Raw genomic sequence first — 18,650 nt, 5'->3', positions numbered from 1 at the left:
CCGCGATGGCCGAGCCGATCGCGAACCCGGCGATCGTGCCGAGCATCGAGGAGGCGAGGACGCCGCCGAAGCCCATGCCTCCGCCGCCGGAGAAGCGCCGCTCCATGAATCCGGGCTGGCGCAGCTCGCTCCTCGTGGCGGACTGGGCGAGCGTGCGGGGATCGTCGTCCTTCGGCGCGTCGCCGACAGGGGCCCCCTCGCTGAGCTCTCGGAAGACCTGCTGGCGCTGCTCCGGGGTCAGCTGCTCGAAGGCCTCGCGGTGCACCTGCTCGATCGCCTCGGGCGGCGCGGTGCGGAGGAGGTAGCGGTAGCGCTCGATGGCACGCTCATCGTCGGTGCGCGGAGACGTCGCCGGAGGGGAGCCGTACTCGGGCCTGCGGTCCGCGGCCTGCGGCGGCGCGTACGTCGAGCGGCGTGCGCTCTCGGGCTGCTCGTCGCGGCCCAGCAGTCGGTCCAGGAATCCCATGATCTCCTCCTCGGCGCCCGACGGACGCACACCGCCACCGTAGGCCCCTCGTCGCTCCGAGTGCTGAGCGTTCTCTCAGAGGCTGCTCGGAGCGGGGGCCTCGGTCACTTCTGCTTCGGGATGACCACCCACATCACGAGGTAGGCGATGATCTGCGGCCCCGGGAGGAGGCACGAGAGCACGAACAGGAGACGCACCACGAAGGGGCTCCAGCCGAATCGGCGGGCGAGACCGGCACAGACGCCGGCGATGATCCTGCCCCGACGGGGGCGCACGAGAGTAGCCATGACTCCACTCTGGCGCAGGGCGCCTGAGCGGGGCATCCGGGAAACCCCCTAGTCCTGCACGGGAGTCCCGTCGAGCTCCTCGGGCCGGAACGCTCCGACCGAGCGGGCGAAGGCGGCCGCGCGCTCGGCGTCGGCCTCCGGCCAGACCACGTGGAAGCGCTCGAAGACCACGTCGCCGAGGCCGCCCGGTGAGACGCGGGCGAAGTAGCGGCGGTGGCCGTCGAGCCAGGAGGCGCGCGTGCGGTCCCCCTCGCCCTCGGCCCAGGCGAACGCGTCGTCGACGGAGTCGAGCGGACCGGTCCGCACCTCGTCCGTCACGAGGACGACACGCGCCGCTCCCGCGCCGTCGCAGACGATCCAGTGGTCGCCCGCGACGGGCGCCCCCTCCTCGGCGAGGGACGCCGTGGCCGTCTTCACTCCGCGCCGCACGAGGCCCAGCAGCTCGTCCGCCATCGCCGTGCTGTCGCCGAACGACTCGACCGGCGGGAGCGCTTCGTCGACTCCCGGATGCGTGGAGCGGTACTCCGCCCAGAGGAGCGCCGCCGAGGCGGCGTCGGCGTCGGGGAGGGCCGTGCGCTCCGGCGCGACGGGCACGAGCGCCACGATGTTCGCCCCGGCCAGGGAGGCGGGATCGTCGGGGTGGTTGTCGGGCGTGGTGATTGTGTCGAAGGGCCAGTGCTGCTGGAGCCAGCGGCGCGCGTAGGCGTCGAGCTCCTCCTCGAGCCGCGAGCCCCGGACGGCGGGGACGACCCACCAGGAGGCCTCGGCGGAGTCGCCGCCGCCGGGCCGGACGCTCAGAGCGCCCAGCGCCTCGGTGCGGTCCGGGCCGACGAGCAGGAACGCGTGCGCTCTGCCCGCATGCGACTCCTCCTCGAGGCGCAGGAGACCGCGCACGTCGTCGCCGAGGGACGCCGACGGCAAGGCGGCCGGATCGTCCCCGCGGAGGAGAGCCGCGAGCCACGGTCGCTGCTCGCCGATCACCGCGTGCAGGAGGTCCGCGTCGCTCGAGACGAGAGGACGCAGGAGGGCGCCCGCCGGCAGCTCGAGCCGCGCGGGAAGGGGCGCGTCGCCGGTTCCACCGCTCATGACCGCACCTCCCCGCGCACCGGCTCAGCCGGCCGCGCGGTCCAGGACGAGCTCGCGGACGCGGGCGGCGTCGGCCTGCCCCTTCATGGCCTTCATCACGGCACCGATCACGGCACCGGCGGCCTGCACCTTGCCGTCGCGGATCTTCGCGAGCACGTCGGGCTGCGAGGCCAGTGCCGCGTCGATCGCCTCGATGAGCGCTCCGTCGTCCGAGACGACCGCGAGTCCACGGGCGTCGACGACCTCCTGCGGGGTGCCCTCTCCGGCGATGACGCCCTGGAGGACCTCGCGGGCGAGGCGGTCGGTCAGCGTGCCGCTCTCGATCAGACCGGCGAGCTCGGCGACCTGGGCCGGGGTGACCAGGGAGGCCGGGTCCTCGCCCGCCGCGTTCGCGAGGCGCGCGATCTCCCCGGTCCACCACTTGCGGGCCGCCTGCGGAGCGGCTCCCGCGGAGACGGTCTCGGTGATCTCGACCAGCAGGCCGCTGTTGGCGACGTCCTGGAACTCGAGGTCGGTGAAGCCCCACTCCTGCTTGAGGCGGCGACGGCGGTCGGCAGGCTTCTCGGGGAGCGCGGCGCGCAGCTCCTCGATCAACTCCGGGCTCGGCACGACCGGGAGCAGGTCGGGCTCCGGGAAGTAGCGGTAGTCGTCGGCGTCGCTCTTGGGCCGGCCCGCGGAGGTGCGGCCGGTGTCCTCGTGCCAGTGGCGCGTCTCCTGCGTGATCGTGCCGCCCGCGGCGAGGATCGCCGCCTGGCGCTGGATCTCGTAGCGGACGGCGCGCTCGACCGAGCGGAGCGAGTTGACGTTCTTGGTCTCGGTGCGGGTTCCGAGCTTCTCCTGGCCGATCGGGCGGAGCGAGACGTTCGCGTCGCAGCGCAGGTTGCCGCGCTCCATCTTGGCGTCCGAGATGCCGAGCGCCAGCACGATGTCGCGGATCGTCGCGACGTAGGCCTTCGCGTACTCGGGTGCGCTCTTCCCCGCGCCGTAGATGGGCTTCGTGACGATCTCGACGAGCGGGACCCCCGCGCGGTTGTAGTCCACGAGCGAGTACTCGGCGCCCTGGATGCGGCCGGTGGCGCCGCCGATGTGCGTGAGCTTGCCGGCGTCCTCCTCCATGTGCGCGCGCTCGATCGGGATCTGCACGAGCGAGCCGTCGGCCAGCTCGATCTCGACCGAGCCCTCGAAGGCGATCGGCTCGTCGAACTGCGAGATCTGGTAGTTCTTCGCCAGGTCCGGATAGAAGTAGTTCTTGCGCGCGAAGCGGCTGGACGGGGCGATCGAGCAGCCCAGGGCGAGGCCGAGGCTGATCGAGTAGCGGACGGCCTGCTCGTTCACGACCGGCAGCGAGCCCGGGAGGCCGAGGTCGACCGGGGTCACGTTCGTGTTGGGCTCGGACCCGAACTCGTTGGGCGCGTCCGAGAACATCTTGGTCTTCGTGTTGAGCTCGACGTGCACCTCGAAGCCGAGCACCGGCTCGAAGGTCTCGAAGACCTCGTCGTAGTCCATCAGCTCGGGAGCGGACGTGTGCGCGGAGGCCATCAGACGGCACCTTCCTCGGTCGCGGAGAGCACGGAGTGGGTCAGGTCGGGGGCCTGCGCGAGGAGCGGGCGGCCCCACTTCTCCTCGAGCAGCGCCTCGAGCGCGGCGCCCACGGTGTAGAGGCGCACGTCCTCCCGGGCGGGAGCGAGGAACTGGATGCCGACGGGCAGCCCGTCCTCGTCGGCGAGGCCGGCGGGGACGGAGATGCCGGGGATGCCGGCCAGGTTCGCCGGGATGGTCGCGACGTCGCCGCGGTACATCGCCAGCGGGTCGTCGAGCTTCTCGCCGAGGCGGTAGGCGGTCGTCGGCGCCGTCGGCGAGGCGATCACGTCGACGTTGGCGAAGGCCGCGTCGAAGTCCCGCTGCACCAGGGTCCGGACCTTCTGTGCGCTGCCGTAGTAGGCGTCGTAGTAGCCGGCCGAGAGGGCGTAGGTGCCGAGGATGATCCGGCGCTTGACCTCGGGGCCGAAGCCCTGCTCGCGGGTCGCGGACATGACCTGCTCGACCGTGCCGCCGCCCTCCGGCGTGACCCGGAGGCCGAACCGGACCGAGTCGAACTTGGCGAGGTTGCTGGAGGCCTCCGCGGGGAGGATCAGGTAGTAGGCGGCGACCGCGTGCTCGACGCTCGGGAGGCTCACCTCGACGACCTCGGCTCCGGCGCCCTGCAGGATCTCGAGCGCCTCGTGGAAGCGCGCCAGCACGCCGGGCTGGAAGCCCTCGCCGCCGTCGAGCTCCTTGACCACGCCGATCCGGAGGCCCGTCACGTCGGCGCGGCGCACCGCGTCGGCGAAGGAGGGCCAGGAGTCGCGCAGCGACGTCGAGTCGCGCGGGTCGTGGCCCGCGATGACGTCGTGCAGCAGCGCGGAGTCGAGGACCGTCCGGGAGACGGGGCCGATCTGGTCGAGGCTCGAGGCGAGCGCGATCGCTCCGTAGCGGGACACGCCGCCGTAGGTCGGCTTCACGCCGACGGTGCCGGTCACGTGCGCGGGCTGGCGGATCGATCCCCCGGTGTCGGAGCCGAGGGCCAGGGGCGCCTCGTAGCTCGCGACGGCCGCGGCGGACCCGCCGCCGGAGCCGCCGGGGATGCGGTCGAGGTCCCACGGGTTGTGGGTGGGGCCGTAGGCGCTGCGCTCGGTGGTCGAGCCCATCGCGAACTCGTCCATGTTGGTCTTGCCGATCGGGACCAGCCCGGCCTCGCGGACCTTGCGCATGACGGTCGCGTCGTAGGGCGGGCGCCAGCCCTCGAGGATGCGGGAGCCGCTCGTGGTCGGCATGTCGTTCGTGACGATGACGTCCTTGACCGCGAGAGGCACTCCGGCGAGGGGGTGCAGCGACTCGCCGTCGGCGCGCCGGCGGTCGATCGCCTCGGCGGACGCGACCGCGCCCTCGCGCGCGACGTGGAGGAAGGCGTGGACCGCTCCGTCGACCGCGTCGATGCGCTCGAGGTGGGCGCGGGTGGCCTCGACCGAGGAGACCGAGCCGTCGGCCAGCTTCTCGGAGAGGGCGGACGCGCTGAGGCGGACGAGCTCGTCGCCGTGCGCGCTCACTGCTCCTCCCCCAGGATCGCGGAGACCTGGAAGCGGCTGCCGTCGTGCTCGGGCGCGCCGGAGAGCGCCTGCTCGAGCGTGAGGGTCTCGCCGACCACGTCGGGTCGGAAGACGTTCTCGAGCGGGATCGGGTGGCTGGTCGCCGGCACCTCGGGCGTGGCGACGGCCTGGACCGCGCGCACGGAGTCGACGATCTGGCCGAGCTCCCTGGTGAGGCTCCCGATCTCGTCGGAAGTGAGGTCGATCCTGGCCAGCTGGGCCAGATGGGCGACCGTGTCGGCCGTGATCTCGGACATGCGTCTCCGTCTGGTGGTTCGGGGGGATTTCCGGCCGCCAGTCTACTCGGCGCGCCCGCACCGCCTCCGCCCGTGCCGCCCGCCCGTCAGGAGCCGCCGAAGAGGCTGGCGCCGTGCTTCAGGAGTGCGTTGTACGCGCCCTCGTAGGTGGTCGGCAGGTCCTCGCCGGGCTCGCCGTACCGGGCCAGCAGCAGGCCCATCAGGCCGACGGCGGGCGGGCTCAGCGGCTTGTCGCGGTTCACGTGCGCCGGATGCGCGGGCGCCGCCTCGGGGTTCGGCGGCAGGTACTGCGGCACCGTGGTCGGCCAGTCGCCGATCTGCCGCGGCTCGTCGAGGGTCAGCACCCCGAAGAGGTCGGGGGCGGAGGCGTCGCGAGCGGTCAGCGGCTCGAGGCCGTGCAGGGCGCTGAGGGTCCGGATCACCGCGCCGTGGTGCAGCTCGTCGTGCACGATCGTGCCGGCCCTCGTGTACGCCGAGACCGCGATCGCCGGCACGCGGCAGCCGAGCCGGTCGAAGGCGAAGCCCATCTCGCCCTCGCGGCCGTCGCCCGGCGGAGTCGCCGACGGCGGGGGGACGTGGTCGTAGAGGCCGCCGTGCTCGTCGAAGGTCGCCAGCAGGAGCGTGTTCACCGCGTTCGAGCCGGTCGTGCTCGCGCTCTCCCGGATCGCCGAGTACACCTGGTGCAGCAGCAGCTCGCCGGCGCGGACGTCGGACAGCGCGCTGTCGTAGACGGGCGTGCCGTCGACCTCGTCCTCGTGCAGGACGCCGGTCGGCGGGTGCATGTCGTTGTGGTCGAAGACGAGCCGCGGCTCGAGGAAGGCGTAGTCGGGCAGCTCGCCGTTCTCCACGTCGGCGTAGAACCGGTCCATCGTCGAGAAGTGGGTCTTCCAGTACTTCTCGAGCACCGGCGCGTGCAGGAACCCGGTGTAGGAGACCACCTGCAGCGCGTCGAAGTAGACGCGCCAGGTCCTCCCCGCCTCCTCGAGGCGGTTGAACACCGTCGGCGCGTCGGCCAGGTCGTCCGCGAGCCACTTCTCGTAGCCGCCGCCCTGCTTGTTGGTGACGAAGCCGTGCGAGGTCGACGCGTGCAGGAAGGACCGGTTGCAGAAGGTCTGGGAGGGGACGGCGCAGAACCACTGGTCGAAGACGGCGAACTCGCGGGCGAGGGTGGAGAAGACGGGCAGCATCTCCGGCGAGAAGCCGCCCATGATCGTCCGCACCTCCTCCGCCGTGGGCTCCTGCCCCTTCTTCATCACCCTCAGGTGCTGGACGTAGTCCTCGAGGAAGCCGCTCATCGTCGGGGCGGAGGCGTCGGCGGGCGCGTTGAAGGGCGCGGTCATGGCGCCGACGGTGCGGCCGGCGTTCTCGGGCGGATCCACCGTGCCGAAGAGCTGAGTGTTGACGTGCGGGTACTCCTCGCCCGGGTCCGGGTCGGGCTGGCGCATCACGGAGTCGGTGGCGCCCTCGTAGACGTGCGTGCCGACGGTCAGTCCCCCGGCGCTGGTGTTCGTCCGCTCGTCGGGGAGGAGGCCCTCGAAGCTCTCGCCCGCGGGCAGGTCGTCCGGTTCGTAGAGGCGGCCGAGGACGTTGTCGAAGGAGCGGTTCTCGAACATGATCACGACGACGTGGTCGAAACCCGGCTCCGTGCGGGCGGGCAGTCGCGGCTCCTCCTCGCGGCGGGGGCCGGAGGCGACGGCCGCGCCGATCGCGCCGCCGGCGAGGGCTCCGGCTCCGACTCCGGCGGCGGCGGTGCCGGCCAGGAAGCGGCGGCGCGAGCGGGAGCGGGGAGCTCCGTCGTCGTGCTCCGAGGGAGTCCGCTCGCTGGTCATCTCCGCCGCCTCTCCTGCGCCGCCTGCGCCTGCTCGGAGTGTAGCGACGCGCCCGGGACGGCGGCTCGAACGCGGGCGAGCAGTCCGGCCTCCGGCTCGGGGTCGACGTGCGCGCGGCGGGCCGCGTCGCGGAGGCGCCGCCCGACCGGCGCGGGCGGCGCGAAAGCCGGCGCCGTGCGGGGCCAGCGCGCGAGGGGGCGGTCGGGACCGCTGAGGAGTGCGGCCAGCTCTCGGACCTGCGGATCGACGAGCGCTCGGCGCACGCCCGCCCGGGCGCGGACGAGCTGCGCGGGAGTCTCCGGACCGAGCGTCACGCCGATCCGTGCACCCGAGGGGACGGCCGAGGCGAGCACGAGCGCCGGCACCGTGCCGGGCCGCTCCGCGCTCCCCCGCGCGGTGACGAGGAGCAGCATCCGCCGCCCCGCCCGCTCCCCGTCGCGGACGGCGTCGAACACGACGTGCAGCAGCTGCTCCGCGAGGCGCGCATCGGCGGATCGATCGGTGCCGGCGGCTGCGGCGTCGGCGAAGTCGGCCGGATCGACGAGGGACCGCGGCTCGACCAGGACGAGCGGAGGCAGGGTGCCGGCTGCGGCCTCGGCGGCCAGCGCGTCGATGGGAAGGAGGCGCCCGCCGCGGGAGCCGGCGGCGCCCGGGTCGCGGTGGGGCCACTCCGGATCGGCGAGGAGCGTGGTCGAGACGCCCTGCCGCTCGTCGACCGCGAGAGCCCAGCCGGTGCCGGTCTCCCGGGCCGCGCGCAGGGCCGCCGGCAGCGGATCGCGGCCGTCGGCGCGCCAGTGGTCGGCCCGGGCGAAGGCCGTGGCGAGGAGCGCGTGCACCGGCAGCATCTCGGGGGCGAAGCGCGCGCCCGGAGGATCGTCCGGGCCGGGCGCGGTCATCACGGCGTCCGTGCCGCCGGTGAACACCGGGCCGTCCGTGTCGTCGAGCGCGCCGAGGACCTGGTCGCGGCTGCGGCCGGCGAAGGAGAGCACGACCACGTGGTCGATCCGCCCGAGCACCTCGGCGGTCCGACGCTCGGCGGTGGTGGGCCGAGCCGCGGCGTCGAGCGCGAGCGACGCTGCGTCGGCGAGGGAGCGGCGCAGGAACGCACGCCGCTCCCCGCCGCCCGCGTCAGGCATCGGGCCCGGTCGGCTCCTCCGTGCTCGGGGCGGCCGCGTCCGGGACGGCGTCGGTCTCCGGCACGGCGTCATCCTCCGGCGAGGCGTCGGAGCGCGATGCGCCGGCGACGTCCCCGTCCGGGCCGGCGGCGGCCTCCTCCGGAGCGTCGGCGGACGCCTCCTCCGGCAGCGCGATCGCGTCCGGTCCCTCCGTCACCAGGAGGTGGAACTCGGCCGCGGTGATGATCCGGAGCCCCAGGGCCTCGGCCTTGCCGAGCTTGCTGCCGGCGCCGGGACCGGCGGCGACGTAGTCGGTCTTCTTGGAGACGCTCGAGCCGGCCTTGCCGCCGGCCGCGAGGATGGCCTCCTGCGCCCCCTCGCGGGAGTACCCCTCCAGGCTGCCGGTCGCCACGACCGTGAGACCCGCGAGCACCCCGCCAGCGGCGTCCGCGGCACCGGGACCGGGGTGGCCGGGCGTGGCGAAGCGCACTCCGGCCGCGGCCCAGCGGTCGACGATCTCGACGTGCCAGTCGACCTCGAACCAGGCGATCAGGGCGTCGGCGATGATCCCGCCCACCCCGTCGACCGCGGCGAGCTCGTCGCGGCTCGCCACGCGGATCGCGTCGAGCGAGCCGAAGTAGCCCGCCAGCGCGCGCGCGGCGACCGGGCCGACGTGCCGGATGCTGAGCGAGACCAGCAGGCGCCACAGCTCCTTGGTCCTCGCCCGCTCGATGTTCTCGATCAGCCGGAGGGCGTTGGTGGAGGGCACGGAGGCGGCGTCCCCCGCGAAGGCTCCCGCCTCCGGGTCGAAGGCGCCGTCCTTGGCGAGCTGCCGCTTGCGCTTGAAGGGCGTGACGACCTTCGGATCGCCCTTCGCGTCGAGCTTCTGCAGACCCGTCTCGGAGTCGCGGACGACGACCTCGATCGGGAAGAGATCGGCCACCGTGAGCTCGAACAGGCCGGCCTCGGTCCGCAGCGGCGGCTCGGCGGGCACCAGGGGCTGGGTCAGGGCGGCGGCGCTGACCTCGCCGAGCGCCTCGATGTCGAGCGCGCCGCGGCTGCCGATGTGCTCGACGCGCCCGCGGACCTGCGCGGGGCAGGACTCCGCGTTGGGGCAGCGCAGGTCGACGTCGCCCTCCTTGGCCGGAGCGAGCGTGGTGCCGCACTCGGGGCACTGCGTCGGCATCACGAACTCGCGCTCGGAGCCGTCGCGGAGCTCCACCACCGGGCCGAGCACCTCGGGGATGACGTCCCCGGCCTTCCGCAGCACGACCGTGTCGCCGATGAGCACGCCCTTGGCCTTGACCACGTCGGCGTTGTGCAGCGTGGCCTGGCGCACCTCGGACCCCGCGACCTTCACCTTGGTCATCTGGGCGAACGGCGTCGCGCGGCCGGTGCGCCCGACGCTCACGACGATGTCGAGGAGCTTCGTGTGGACCTCCTCGGGCGGGTACTTGTAGGCGATCGCCCAGCGCGGCGCCCGGCTGGTGGCGCCGAGCTCGTCGTGCAGCTCGAGCTCGTCCACCTTCACGACCACGCCGTCGATCTCGTGCTCGACCGAGTGCCGCTCGCGGCCGTAGCGGTCCACGAAGGCGAGCACCTCCTCCACCGAGGCCGAGACGCGGTTGTGGCCGCTGACCGGCAGTCCCCAGGAGGAGAGGAGCCCGTAGACCTCGGACTGGGTCGCGACCGGCGGGTCCGGCCAGGCGCCGATGCCGTGCACGTAGAGCGCGAGGGAGCCGACGCGCGCCTCGCCGGCGCGCAGGTCGAGACCCGACTTCTTGTCGAGCTGCTGGCGGAGGCCGCCGCTCGCCGCGTTCCGCGGGTTGGCGAAGGTCGGGAAGCGCCGCAGTGCGCTCGTGCGCGCCTTATCCTCCTCGAAGACGCCTCGGGTGGCGGGCGGGCGGGACGACCAGCGGGTCCGCGCCTCCTCGACCGCCTCGTCGCGCAGCGTCTCCTGGAGGGCGTTCAGCTCGGCGAAGGCGGCCACGGGGATGAAGACCTCGCCGCGGACCTCGACGAGTGCCGGGTGGCCCTCGCCGGAGAGGCGCTCGGGGATGCCCGCGACGCGGAGGGCGTTGACGGTGACGTCCTCGCCGGTGCGGCCGTCACCGCGGGTCGCCGCCGTGACGAGGCGGCCGTCCTCGTAGTGGAGGGAGATCGCGAGCCCGTCGATCTTGAGCTCCGTGAGCCAGGCGACGGGGCGGTCGGCCGAGGCCACCGTCTTCTCGCACCACTCGCGCAGCTCCTCGGCCGAGAACACGTTGTCGAGGGAGAGCATCCGCTCGGCGTGGTCGATCGGGGCGAGGCCCGCTCCGACGATCCCGCCGACGGTCCGCGTCGGCGAGTCCTCGGCGGCGAGCTCGGGGTGCTCGGCCTCGAGCGCGGCGAGCTCGCGCACCAGGGCGTCGTACTCGGCGTCGGACAGCGGCGAGGAGTCGGCCGCGTAGTAGTCGTCGCTCGCCGACCGGATCCGCGCCCGCAGCTCCTCGACGCGGGCGGCGGGCTCGACGGCGCTCACCGGAGCACCGCGGCGTCGGCCGCGACCGTGCGGTCGATCGTGCACTGGCCCAGCACGCGGGTGCCGAGGTAGACGACGGCCGTCTGGCCGGGGGCGACGCCGTCGAGCGGCGAGTCCGGAGTGATCACGAGCTCCACCCTGCCATCGACGTGCGACACCACCGCGGAGGCGGGGACCGGGTCGGCGTGGGCGCGGATCTGGACGTCGCAGCGGAAGGGCGCGTCCGCGTCCTCGGGAGCGGCCCCCGCCCAGGTGAACCGCTCGCCGGCGACCTCGCCGATGCGCAGCGCCTCGCGCGGACCGACGACGACCTCGTTGCTCACCGGCCGCACCTCCAGGACGAAGCGCGGCCGGCCGTCGGGCGCGGGGACGCCGAGGTGCAGGCCCCGGCGCTGGCCCACCGTGTACCCGTGAGCGCCCTCGTGGGAGCCGACCACCGCGCCGTCCCGATCGACGACCGCTCCGGTCTCGGGGGCGACGCGCTCGGCGAGCCAGCCGCGGGTGTCGCCGTCGGGGATGAAGCAGATGTCGTAGCTGTCGGGCTTGCTCGCGACGCTGAGGCCCCGCTCCGCCGCCTCCGCGCGCACGATCGCCTTGGACGGCGTGGAGCCGAGCGGGAACATCGAGTGCCGCAGCTGCTGCTCCGTCAGCACGCCGAGGACGTAGGACTGGTCCTTCGCCTCGTCGCTCGCGCGGTGGAGCTCCGGGGAGCCGTCGGCGGCGGTGCGGAGGGAGGCGTAGTGGCCGGTGCAGACCGCGTCGAAGCCGAGGTCGAGAGCCTTCTCGAGCAGGGCGGCGAACTTGATCCGCTCGTTGCAGCGCATGCAGGGGTTCGGGGTGCGGCCCGCCGAGTACTCGGCGACGAAGTCGTCGACGACGTCCAGCTTGAACCGCTCGGAGAAGTCCCACACGTAGTACGGGATGCCGAGGACGTTCGCGGCGCGCTGCGCGTCCATCGAGTCCTCGATCGTGCAGCACCCCCGGCTGCCCGTGCGCAGCGTGCCGGGCATCCTGCTCAGGGCGAGGTGCACGCCCACCACGTCGTGCCCCGCCTCCACCGCGCGGGCCGCGGCCACGGCCGAGTCCACTCCACCGCTCATCGCCGCCAGAACCTTCACCGTGCGAGTCTACGTTTCCCGGGGGCGCGGCCGGCAGGGGGTCAGGCGGGCAGCACCGCGCGGTTCGAGAGTCCGGCTCGGGCGGCGCGGGCGTAGGCGCCGGGCAGCGCGGCCAGGAGGGCGTCGACGTCCGCGTCGGTCGAGGTGTGGCCGAGCGTCATCCGGAGCACTCCGCGGGCCTCGTCCTCGCTCCGGCCGAGCGCGAGGACCACGTGCGAGGGCTCCGGGATCCCCGCCGTGCAGGCGGACCCGGTCGAGACGGAGACGCCCGCGGTGTCGAGGAGGAAGAGGAGGGAGTCGCCCTGCGCACCGGGGAAGGCGAGGTGCGCGTTGTTGGCGACCCGGCGTCCGGAGTCGAGGGCGGGCCCGGTCAGGGTCGCCCCCGGCACGGCGGCGAGGACGCCCGCGACGAGCCGGTCGCGCAGGGCGGCAAGGCGCTGCGCCTCCGCCGACCGCTCGGCGTCCGCCTCGACCGCGGCGGCGGCGAAGGCCGCGGCGCCGGGCACGTCCTGGGTGCCGGAGCGGACGCCCCGCTGCTGTCCGCCTCCGTGCAGCACCGGGACCACGCGGGCGTCGCGGGCGAGCACGAGCGCACCGGTCGCGATCGGCCCGCCGACCTTGTGACCCGAGACGCTGACGGCGGCCAGTCCCGCGCCGCGCCCTGAGCCGGAGGCGCGGCGGATCTCGGCGATCCGCAGCGGCACGTGCCCGAGGGCGGCGACCGCGTCGACGTGAAGGGGGACGCCGGCGCGGGCGCACGCCGCCGCCAGCTCGGCGATCGGATTGATCGTCCCGATCTCGTTGTTGACCCAGAGCACCGTGACCAGGGCGACCGAGCCGGGGTCCTCCTCCAGCGCCGCGGCGAGCGCCTCCGGCCGCAGGGTGCCCTCGTCGTCGAGAGGCAGCCACTCGAGGACGGCGCCCTCGTGCTCGGCGAGCCAGGCGGCGGAGTCGAGCGTCGCGTGGTGCTCCCCCTCGGCGACCAGGACCCGGACGCGGGCCGGGTCCTCGCTCCGGCGCTGCCAGTAGAGGCCCTTGATCCCGAGGTTGACCGCCTCGGTGCCGCCGGCGGTGAGGATCACCTCGATCGGCTCGCAGCCGAGCACCCCGGCGAGCGCCGACCGGGCGTCCTCCAGCCGGCGGCGCGCCTCCTGGCCGGAGCCGTGAACGGAGGAGGGGTTGCCACCGTGGGCGGACGCCTCCGCGAACGCGGCGAGCGCCGAGGCGCGCAGCGGGGTGGTCGCGGCGTGGTCGAGGTAGATCACAGCAGCCCTTCGTCCCGCGTCGGGGGCACGGAGGGAGCCGGTGCCCGTCACTACTGTAAGTCGCATGACCTCTCACGATCCCCTGGCCCGGCTCGGCGTGACCGTGGACGATCAGGGCGGTGAGCTGCGGGTCTGGTCCGAGAGCGCGAGCGCCGTCGATCTGCTGCTGTACGACGAGAAGGATCCGACCTGGGTGACCCGCACGGTCCCGCTGGCGCGCGACGACGCCGCGGTCTGGTCCGCGCGCTCCGATCTGCTGGCCCCCGGCCGCCGCTACGCCCTGCGCGTCGACGGGCCGACGGGCCTCCGACACCGGTTCGACCCCCGCCGGGCCCTGCTGGAGCCGTACTCCCGCGGCCTGCACCGGGTGGCGGAGAACGAGTGGCGCTCCGTCGTCGTGGACGACGCGTTCGACTGGGGCTCCTCCTCCCGGCCCGGCACCCCGATGGACCGCACCGTGATCTACGAGGCGCACGTGAAGGGGCTGACCCGGCTGAACCCGGCGCTCCCCGTGGAGCTGCGCGGCACCTACGCCGGCCTGGCGCATGAGTCGACGGTCTCGGCGCTGCTCGAGCTGGGCGTGACGGCGGTCGAGCTGCTGCCCGTGCACGCGTTCGTGTCGGAGCAGCGCCTGCTGCGGCAGGGGCTGACCAACTACTGGGGCTACAACACTCTGAACTTCTTCGCCCCGCACGCCGCGTACGCCTCCTCCACCGCGCAGCGCGGCGGACCGACCGCGGTGCTCCGCGAGTTCAAGGGGATGGTGAAGCTCCTGCACGAGGCCGGCCTCGAGGTGATCCTGGACGTGGTCTACAACCACACCGCCGAGGAGGGGCCGGGCGGGCCGATGTCGAGCCTGCGCGGGATCGACGACGCAGGCTGGTACCGCCAGACGCCCGAGGGCCACTACGTGGATGTCACCGGCTGCGGGAACACGATCGACTTCGGCCGGCCCGCGGCGCAGCGCCTCGCGCTGGACTCGATGCGCTACTGGTCGGGCGAGGTCGGGATCGACGGCTTCCGGCTCGACCTGGCCGCGACCCTCGGCCGGGACGAGATCGCGCACTTCCGGAGCGACCACCCGCTGCTGCGGGCCGCGGTCGAGGATCCGGCGCTGGCCGGCGTGAAGATGATCGCCGAGCCCTGGGACGTGGGAATGGGCGGCTGGCAGACCGGGAACTTCCTGGCCGGGTGGTCGGAGTGGAACGACCGCTACCGCGACCGCGCCCGCAACTTCTGGCTCTCGGACATCGACTACGCCCGCCGCGCCGGCACGGCCCCCGTCGGCATCGGCGGCTTCGCGACCCGGCTCTCGGGCTCGTCCAACACGTTCTCGGCGGAGCGGGGACCCCTCGCTTCGGTCAACTTCGTCACTGCGCACGACGGCTTCACGCTGGCGGACCTCGTCTCGTACAACGTCAAGCACAACATCGGCAACGGCGAGTCGAACCGCGACGGAGCCGACACCAACCGCTCCTTCAACCACGGCTTCGAGGGCCCCACCACCGACGAGCGGATCACGCTGGCGCGGCGCAAGGCGATGCGGAACCTCCTCGGCACCCTGCTGCTGTCGGCCGGCGTGCCGATGATCACGGCGGGCGACGAGACCGGGCGCAGCCAGCGCGGCAACAACAACGCCTACTGCCAGGACTCGGACCTGACCTGGGTGCGCTGGGAGGGCCTGGCCGACTGGCAGCTCGCGCTCCGCGCGCACACGCGCACCCTGCTGCGCCTGCGGCGTGAGCACCCGGCGCTGCGTCCCTCCCGCTACGGCAGCGGCGACGCGAGCGAGCCGGGCGCCACGACCATGACGTGGTTCGACGCCCACGGGCGCGGGATGAGCGAGCACGACTGGACCTCCGCCGCCAACCGGACGCTGCAGTACCTCGCCGCCTCGACGCCGGTCGAGGGCGAGCCGGACCGCGTCCTGCTGGTGGTGCACGGCGTCGAGCAGGACACCACGGTCGTGCTCGCCGAGGGCGAGGGGGTCACCGGCTACACGCGCCTGTGGAACAGCGAGGAGCCGGAGCCGCTGGAGCACGGCGAGTCGTTCGAGCCGGGGCAGGTCATCCGCGTGGCCGGCACCTCGATGCAGCTCTTCGCCGCGCACGGGCCGGCGGCCGAGCAGGACGCCTGATGGCGCGGAGCGGGCCGGGGACCCCGGCGACCGTCGCGCTGACGGCGGCGGGCGTCCCCTTCACTCCCCGCCAGTACCGGCACGACCCGGCCACGACGCGCTACGGGCTCGAGGCGGCCGAGGCGCTCGGCGTCGAGCCGGAGCGCGTGTTCAAGACCCTGATGGTCGATGTGGACGGCGAGCTCGTGGTGGGCGTCGTGCCCGTCACCGGCTCGCTCGGGCTGAAGGAGCTCGCGGCCGCGGTCGGAGGCAGGCGGGCGGCGATGGCCGACCCCGTGCTGGCCCAGCGCCGGACCGGCTACGTGCTCGGCGGCATCTCGCCGCTCGGGCAGAGGACGCGGCACCGCACCGTGATCGACGAGACCGTCGAGCTCCACGACACGGTGCTCGTGTCGGGCGGGCGCCGGGGCTTCGACATCGAGCTCGCCCCCGCCGACCTCGTCGCCGCGACGGCCGCCCTCCTCGCCGACATCGCGCGCTGACCCCTGCTCCCCCGCCGTCCTCCTCCGGGCGCCGTCCTCCTCCCGCGAGACCCCGTCCCGGTCCGCGAGGCGTCGAGGAAGGCGCACCGGAGCGGCATCCCGCGGAGAGGGACCGGGCGGGGTCAGCCGGCGGCGGCGGCCAGGCCCAGCTCGGCGGAGCGGGCCAGGAGGGGATGCCGCGGCACGACGCGGACGGTGTAGCCGAAGGATCCGCTGCGGTCGAGGGTGACCACTCCGGCGTAGGGCACGCGCCCGACCGCGTCGGCCGGCACCACGGCACCCGACTCCTCGACCACCTCGAGCTCGTGGTGGCGGACCTCGGTGAGCGAGCCGTCAGCGGACGTCGTCCCGTACACGACCTCGACCGAGACGTCCGCCGGCGAGAGCTCGCCCAGGCGCACGCCCGCCCGCACGGCGAGCCGGTCCCCGCGCTGGGGCACCGCGTCGATCCCGCCGGATTCGACGGACGCGACCGCGACTCCGGCCCAGCCGGCGCGGACCCGCCGCTTCCAGCTCGCCAGCTCCTTGGCCGGCTCGAAGTGATCGGCGGCGACGGCGCGCCCGGCCTCGGCGGCCGGCGAGTAGAGCGCCTCGACGTACTGGCGCACCATCCGCTCGGCGGAGAGCTCGGGCGAGAGGGTCGCGAGGGTGTGCCGGATCGACCGCACCCACCGCCGGGGCACGCCGTCGTGGTCACGCTCGTAGTAGCGCGGCACGACCTCGGTCTCGAGCAGCTCGTAGAGCGCCTCGGCCTCGAGCGTGTCGCGGGCCTCCGGGTCGAGCGCGCGGTCGGAGGAGGGGATCGCCCAGCCGTTCTCGCCGTCGAAGTACTCGTTCCACCAGCCGTCGAGGATCGAGAGGTTGAGCGAGCCGTTGAGCGCCGCCTTCATCCCCGAGGTGCCGCACGCCTCGAGCGGGCGCAGCGGGTTGTTGAGCCAGACGTCGGTGCCCGGGTAGAGCAGCTGCGCCATCGCGATGTCGTAGTCCGGCAGGAAGACGATCCTGCGGCGCACGTCCGGCTCCTGCGCGAAGCGGACGAGCCGCTGGATCAGGCGCTTCCCCTCCTCGTCGGCCGGGTGGGACTTGCCCGCGATGACGATCTGGATCGGGTGCTGCGGGTGGGTGAGTAGCGCGCGCAGACGCTCGGGGTCGTGGAGCATCAGGGTCAGCCGCTTGTAGGTCGGCACCCGCCGCGCGAAGCCGATGGTGAGCACGTCCGGGTCCAGCAGCTCGTCGAGCCAGGCCGGCGGGAGGCCGCCCGGGTTCTGCTCGCGCCAGGAGCGGGCGGCGCGGCGGCGGGCGTCCTGCACCAGCTGCTCCCGCATCGCCCGGCGCGCGGCCCACAGCTCGGTGTCGCCGAGCGCGCCCGAGGCCCAGTCGGCCCGCGTCGTGTCGTCGGTGCCGAGCCGCTCCTCCGCGAGCCGCCGGAGGATCGGATCGGTCCAGGTGGCCGCGTGGACGCCGTTCGTCACCGAGCCGATCGGCACCTCCGCCGTCTCGAAGCCGGGCCAGAGGCTCGAGAACATCGAGCGGCTGACCTCGCCGTGCAGCGTCGAGACGCCGTTGGAGCGCTGCGCGAGCCGCAGGCCCATGTACGCCATGTTGAACGCCGTCCCGGAGTCCCCCGGCTCGGCGCCCAGCGCGAGCACGTCCTCGACCTGCACGCCCGGGAGCAGCTCCGTGGAGAAGTACTCCTCGATCATCCCGCGGTCGAAGCGGTCGATGCCCGCCGGCACCGGAGTGTGCGTGGTGAAGACCGTGCTCGCCCGCACCACCTGAAGAGCCTGGTCGAAGTCCAGACCCGCGCCGATCAGGCCGGAGATGCGCTCGAGCCCCTGGAAGCCGGCGTGCCCCTCGTTGGTGTGGAACACCTCCGGGAGGACGCCGCCCGAGACCTCGGCCCAGAGCTCGAGCGCGCGGACCCCGCCGATGCCCAGCAGCAGCTCCTGCAGCAGGCGGTGCTCGCCGCCGCCGCCGTAGAGGCGGTCGGTGACGGAGCGGAGCGAGTCCTCGTTCTCGGGGATGTCGGTGTCGAGCAGGAGGAGGGTCACCCGGCCGACCTCCGCGCGCCAGACCCGGGCGTAGAGCGCGCGTCCCTCGGGGAGCGCCATCACGATGCGGGCGGGCGAGCCGTCGGCGAGACGGACGACGCGCAGCGGCAGCCCGTCGGGATCGAGCGAGGGGTAGGACTCGAGCTGCCAGCCGTCGGCGGAGAGCTTCTGCGAGAAGTAGCCCGACCGGTAGAAGAGGCCCACGCCGGTGAGCGGCACGCCCAGGTCCGAGGAGGCCTTCAGGTGGTCGCCCGCGAGGATGCCGAGTCCGCCGGAGTACTGGGGCAGCGCCGCCGCGATGCCGAACTCCGGCGAGAAGTAGGCGATCGAGCGCGGGGCGGACTCCGGCAGCGACTGGTACCACCGCGGCTCGGTGCGGTAGCGCTCCAGCTCGTCGCGGAGGCGCCACGCCTCGTCGACGAAGCCCTGGTCCCCCGCCAGCTCGGCGAGGCGCTCGGGGCTCACTGCTCCGAGCAGAGCGGTGGGGTCCGCTCCCCCGCGCCGCCACAGCTCCGGATCGACCCGCTCGAACAAGCGCCGGGCGGGCTCGTGCCAGGCCCAGCGGAGATTGCCCGCCAGATCGCCCAGAGCCGAGAGCTCGGGCGGGAGGACGGAGCGGACGATGAAGCGGCGGATCGCCTTCACGGCACCCCTCGACTCTCTGCGGACCCCGGAGCGCCCGGTCGCGGAGCACCGGGGCGGTCGCGCTCGGTCACCCTAGCGGACCCCGACCACCGCGGATCGGCGGGACGCGGACCCGCCGCGACCCTCCGGCACGCGCTCCCCGGGTCCGTTTGCACAGGCCCGAGCGCGGGCGCAACCGTCGTGTGCGAGCCGCCGCCGGTCGCTACTGTCGTGACGTGGCTCAGATACCTTTCGGCAAGGCTCAGAACGGCAAGGACGCACGGCGA

Annotated in this window: 13 protein-coding genes and 1 pseudogene; 2 read left to right on the top strand and 12 right to left on the bottom strand. The window is 74.0% G+C overall.

Annotated elements, in window-relative coordinates; all coding sequences use genetic code 11:
* From C5C33_RS05270 to C5C33_RS05220, 11 genes and pseudogenes are all read right to left on the bottom strand, one after another.
* A pseudogene (locus tag C5C33_RS05270) lies at positions 1-466 on the bottom strand (hypothetical protein); the annotation flags it as partial.
* Positions 467-570: 104 nt separating this feature from the next.
* Positions 571-753, bottom strand: a complete 183-nt coding sequence (locus C5C33_RS05265; RefSeq protein ID WP_104223873.1) for a PspC domain-containing protein — start codon at positions 751-753, stop codon at positions 571-573.
* Between the two features lie 48 nt (positions 754-801).
* Positions 802-1,839 carry an ASCH domain-containing protein gene (locus tag C5C33_RS05260; RefSeq protein WP_104260602.1) on the bottom strand — a complete coding sequence of 346 codons (1,038 nt, stop codon included), beginning with the start codon at positions 1,837-1,839 and terminating at the stop codon, positions 802-804.
* Between the two features lie 24 nt (positions 1,840-1,863).
* Positions 1,864-3,378, bottom strand: coding sequence for an Asp-tRNA(Asn)/Glu-tRNA(Gln) amidotransferase subunit GatB (gene gatB, locus C5C33_RS05255; RefSeq protein ID WP_104260601.1), 1,515 nt, complete (start codon positions 3,376-3,378; stop codon positions 1,864-1,866).
* Entirely contained in the window at positions 3,378-4,925 is a 1,548-nt protein-coding gene (gatA, locus tag C5C33_RS05250) for an Asp-tRNA(Asn)/Glu-tRNA(Gln) amidotransferase subunit GatA (RefSeq protein ID WP_104239402.1), read from the bottom strand. The genes gatB and gatA overlap by 1 nt, the downstream gene beginning before the upstream one ends.
* Complete coding sequence (gatC, locus tag C5C33_RS05245; RefSeq protein WP_104226848.1) at positions 4,922-5,221, bottom strand: Asp-tRNA(Asn)/Glu-tRNA(Gln) amidotransferase subunit GatC; 300 nt, start codon at positions 5,219-5,221, stop codon at positions 4,922-4,924. Before gatC ends, gatA begins: the two co-directional genes overlap by 4 nt.
* A gap of 86 nt (positions 5,222-5,307) precedes the next feature.
* On the bottom strand, positions 5,308-7,050 hold the full coding sequence (locus C5C33_RS05240; protein ID WP_104260600.1) for an alkaline phosphatase family protein: 1,743 nt from the start codon (positions 7,048-7,050) through the stop codon (positions 5,308-5,310).
* Positions 7,047-8,186, bottom strand: coding sequence for a hypothetical protein (locus tag C5C33_RS05235; protein ID WP_104260599.1), 1,140 nt, complete (start codon positions 8,184-8,186; stop codon positions 7,047-7,049). The genes C5C33_RS05240 and C5C33_RS05235 overlap by 4 nt, the downstream gene beginning before the upstream one ends.
* Positions 8,179-10,686, bottom strand: a complete 2,508-nt coding sequence (ligA, locus tag C5C33_RS05230; protein WP_146085749.1) for an NAD-dependent DNA ligase LigA — start codon at positions 10,684-10,686, stop codon at positions 8,179-8,181. Before ligA ends, C5C33_RS05235 begins: the two co-directional genes overlap by 8 nt.
* The gene (mnmA, locus tag C5C33_RS05225) at positions 10,683-11,804 is read right to left on the bottom strand and encodes a tRNA 2-thiouridine(34) synthase MnmA (RefSeq protein ID WP_181136193.1); all 1,122 of its coding nucleotides are present in this window, start codon (positions 11,802-11,804) and stop codon (positions 10,683-10,685) included. Before mnmA ends, ligA begins: the two co-directional genes overlap by 4 nt.
* A gap of 41 nt (positions 11,805-11,845) precedes the next feature.
* Entirely contained in the window at positions 11,846-13,135 is a 1,290-nt protein-coding gene (locus C5C33_RS05220; RefSeq protein WP_104260597.1) for a cysteine desulfurase family protein, read from the bottom strand.
* Between C5C33_RS05220 and glgX the strand changes: the two genes are divergently transcribed.
* Positions 13,134-15,206, top strand: a complete 2,073-nt coding sequence (glgX, locus tag C5C33_RS05215) for a glycogen debranching protein GlgX (RefSeq protein ID WP_104260596.1) — start codon at positions 13,134-13,136, stop codon at positions 15,204-15,206. The two genes, C5C33_RS05220 and glgX, sit on opposite strands and share 2 nt — an antisense overlap.
* On the top strand, positions 15,206-15,688 hold the full coding sequence (gene ybaK / locus C5C33_RS05210) for a Cys-tRNA(Pro) deacylase (protein ID WP_104226855.1): 483 nt from the start codon (positions 15,206-15,208) through the stop codon (positions 15,686-15,688). The genes glgX and ybaK overlap by 1 nt, the downstream gene beginning before the upstream one ends.
* A gap of 122 nt (positions 15,689-15,810) precedes the next feature.
* Here the strand turns inward: ybaK and glgP are convergent, their stop codons facing one another.
* Positions 15,811-18,384, bottom strand: coding sequence for an alpha-glucan family phosphorylase (glgP, locus tag C5C33_RS05205; RefSeq protein WP_104260595.1), 2,574 nt, complete (start codon positions 18,382-18,384; stop codon positions 15,811-15,813).
* Positions 18,385-18,650 lie beyond the last annotated feature (266 nt).

The organism is Rathayibacter sp. AY1H3, assembly GCF_002932015.1.
The sequence above is the reverse complement of the archived record's forward strand: the minus strand, read 5'-3'. Positions and strand labels throughout refer to the sequence as shown.

Bases quoted from the DNA above. Each gene is read 5' to 3' on its own strand.
- C5C33_RS05265 (WP_104223873.1), bottom strand. From the start codon at position 753: ATGGCTACTCTCGTGCGCCCCCGTCGGGGCAGGATCATCGCCGGCGTC.
- C5C33_RS05260 (WP_104260602.1), bottom strand. From the start codon at position 1,839: ATGAGCGGTGGAACCGGCGACGCGCCCCTTCCCGCGCGGCTCGAGCTG.
- gatB (WP_104260601.1), bottom strand. From the start codon at position 3,378: ATGGCCTCCGCGCACACGTCCGCTCCCGAGCTGATGGACTACGACGAG.
- gatC (WP_104226848.1), bottom strand. From the start codon at position 5,221: ATGTCCGAGATCACGGCCGACACGGTCGCCCATCTGGCCCAGCTGGCC.
- C5C33_RS05240 (WP_104260600.1), bottom strand. From the start codon at position 7,050: ATGACCAGCGAGCGGACTCCCTCGGAGCACGACGACGGAGCTCCCCGC.
- C5C33_RS05235 (WP_104260599.1), bottom strand. From the start codon at position 8,186: ATGCCTGACGCGGGCGGCGGGGAGCGGCGTGCGTTCCTGCGCCGCTCC.
- glgX (WP_104260596.1), top strand. From the start codon at position 13,134: ATGACCTCTCACGATCCCCTGGCCCGGCTCGGCGTGACCGTGGACGAT.
- C5C33_RS05220 (WP_104260597.1), bottom strand. From the start codon at position 13,135: ATGCGACTTACAGTAGTGACGGGCACCGGCTCCCTCCGTGCCCCCGAC.
- ybaK (WP_104226855.1), top strand. From the start codon at position 15,206: ATGGCGCGGAGCGGGCCGGGGACCCCGGCGACCGTCGCGCTGACGGCG.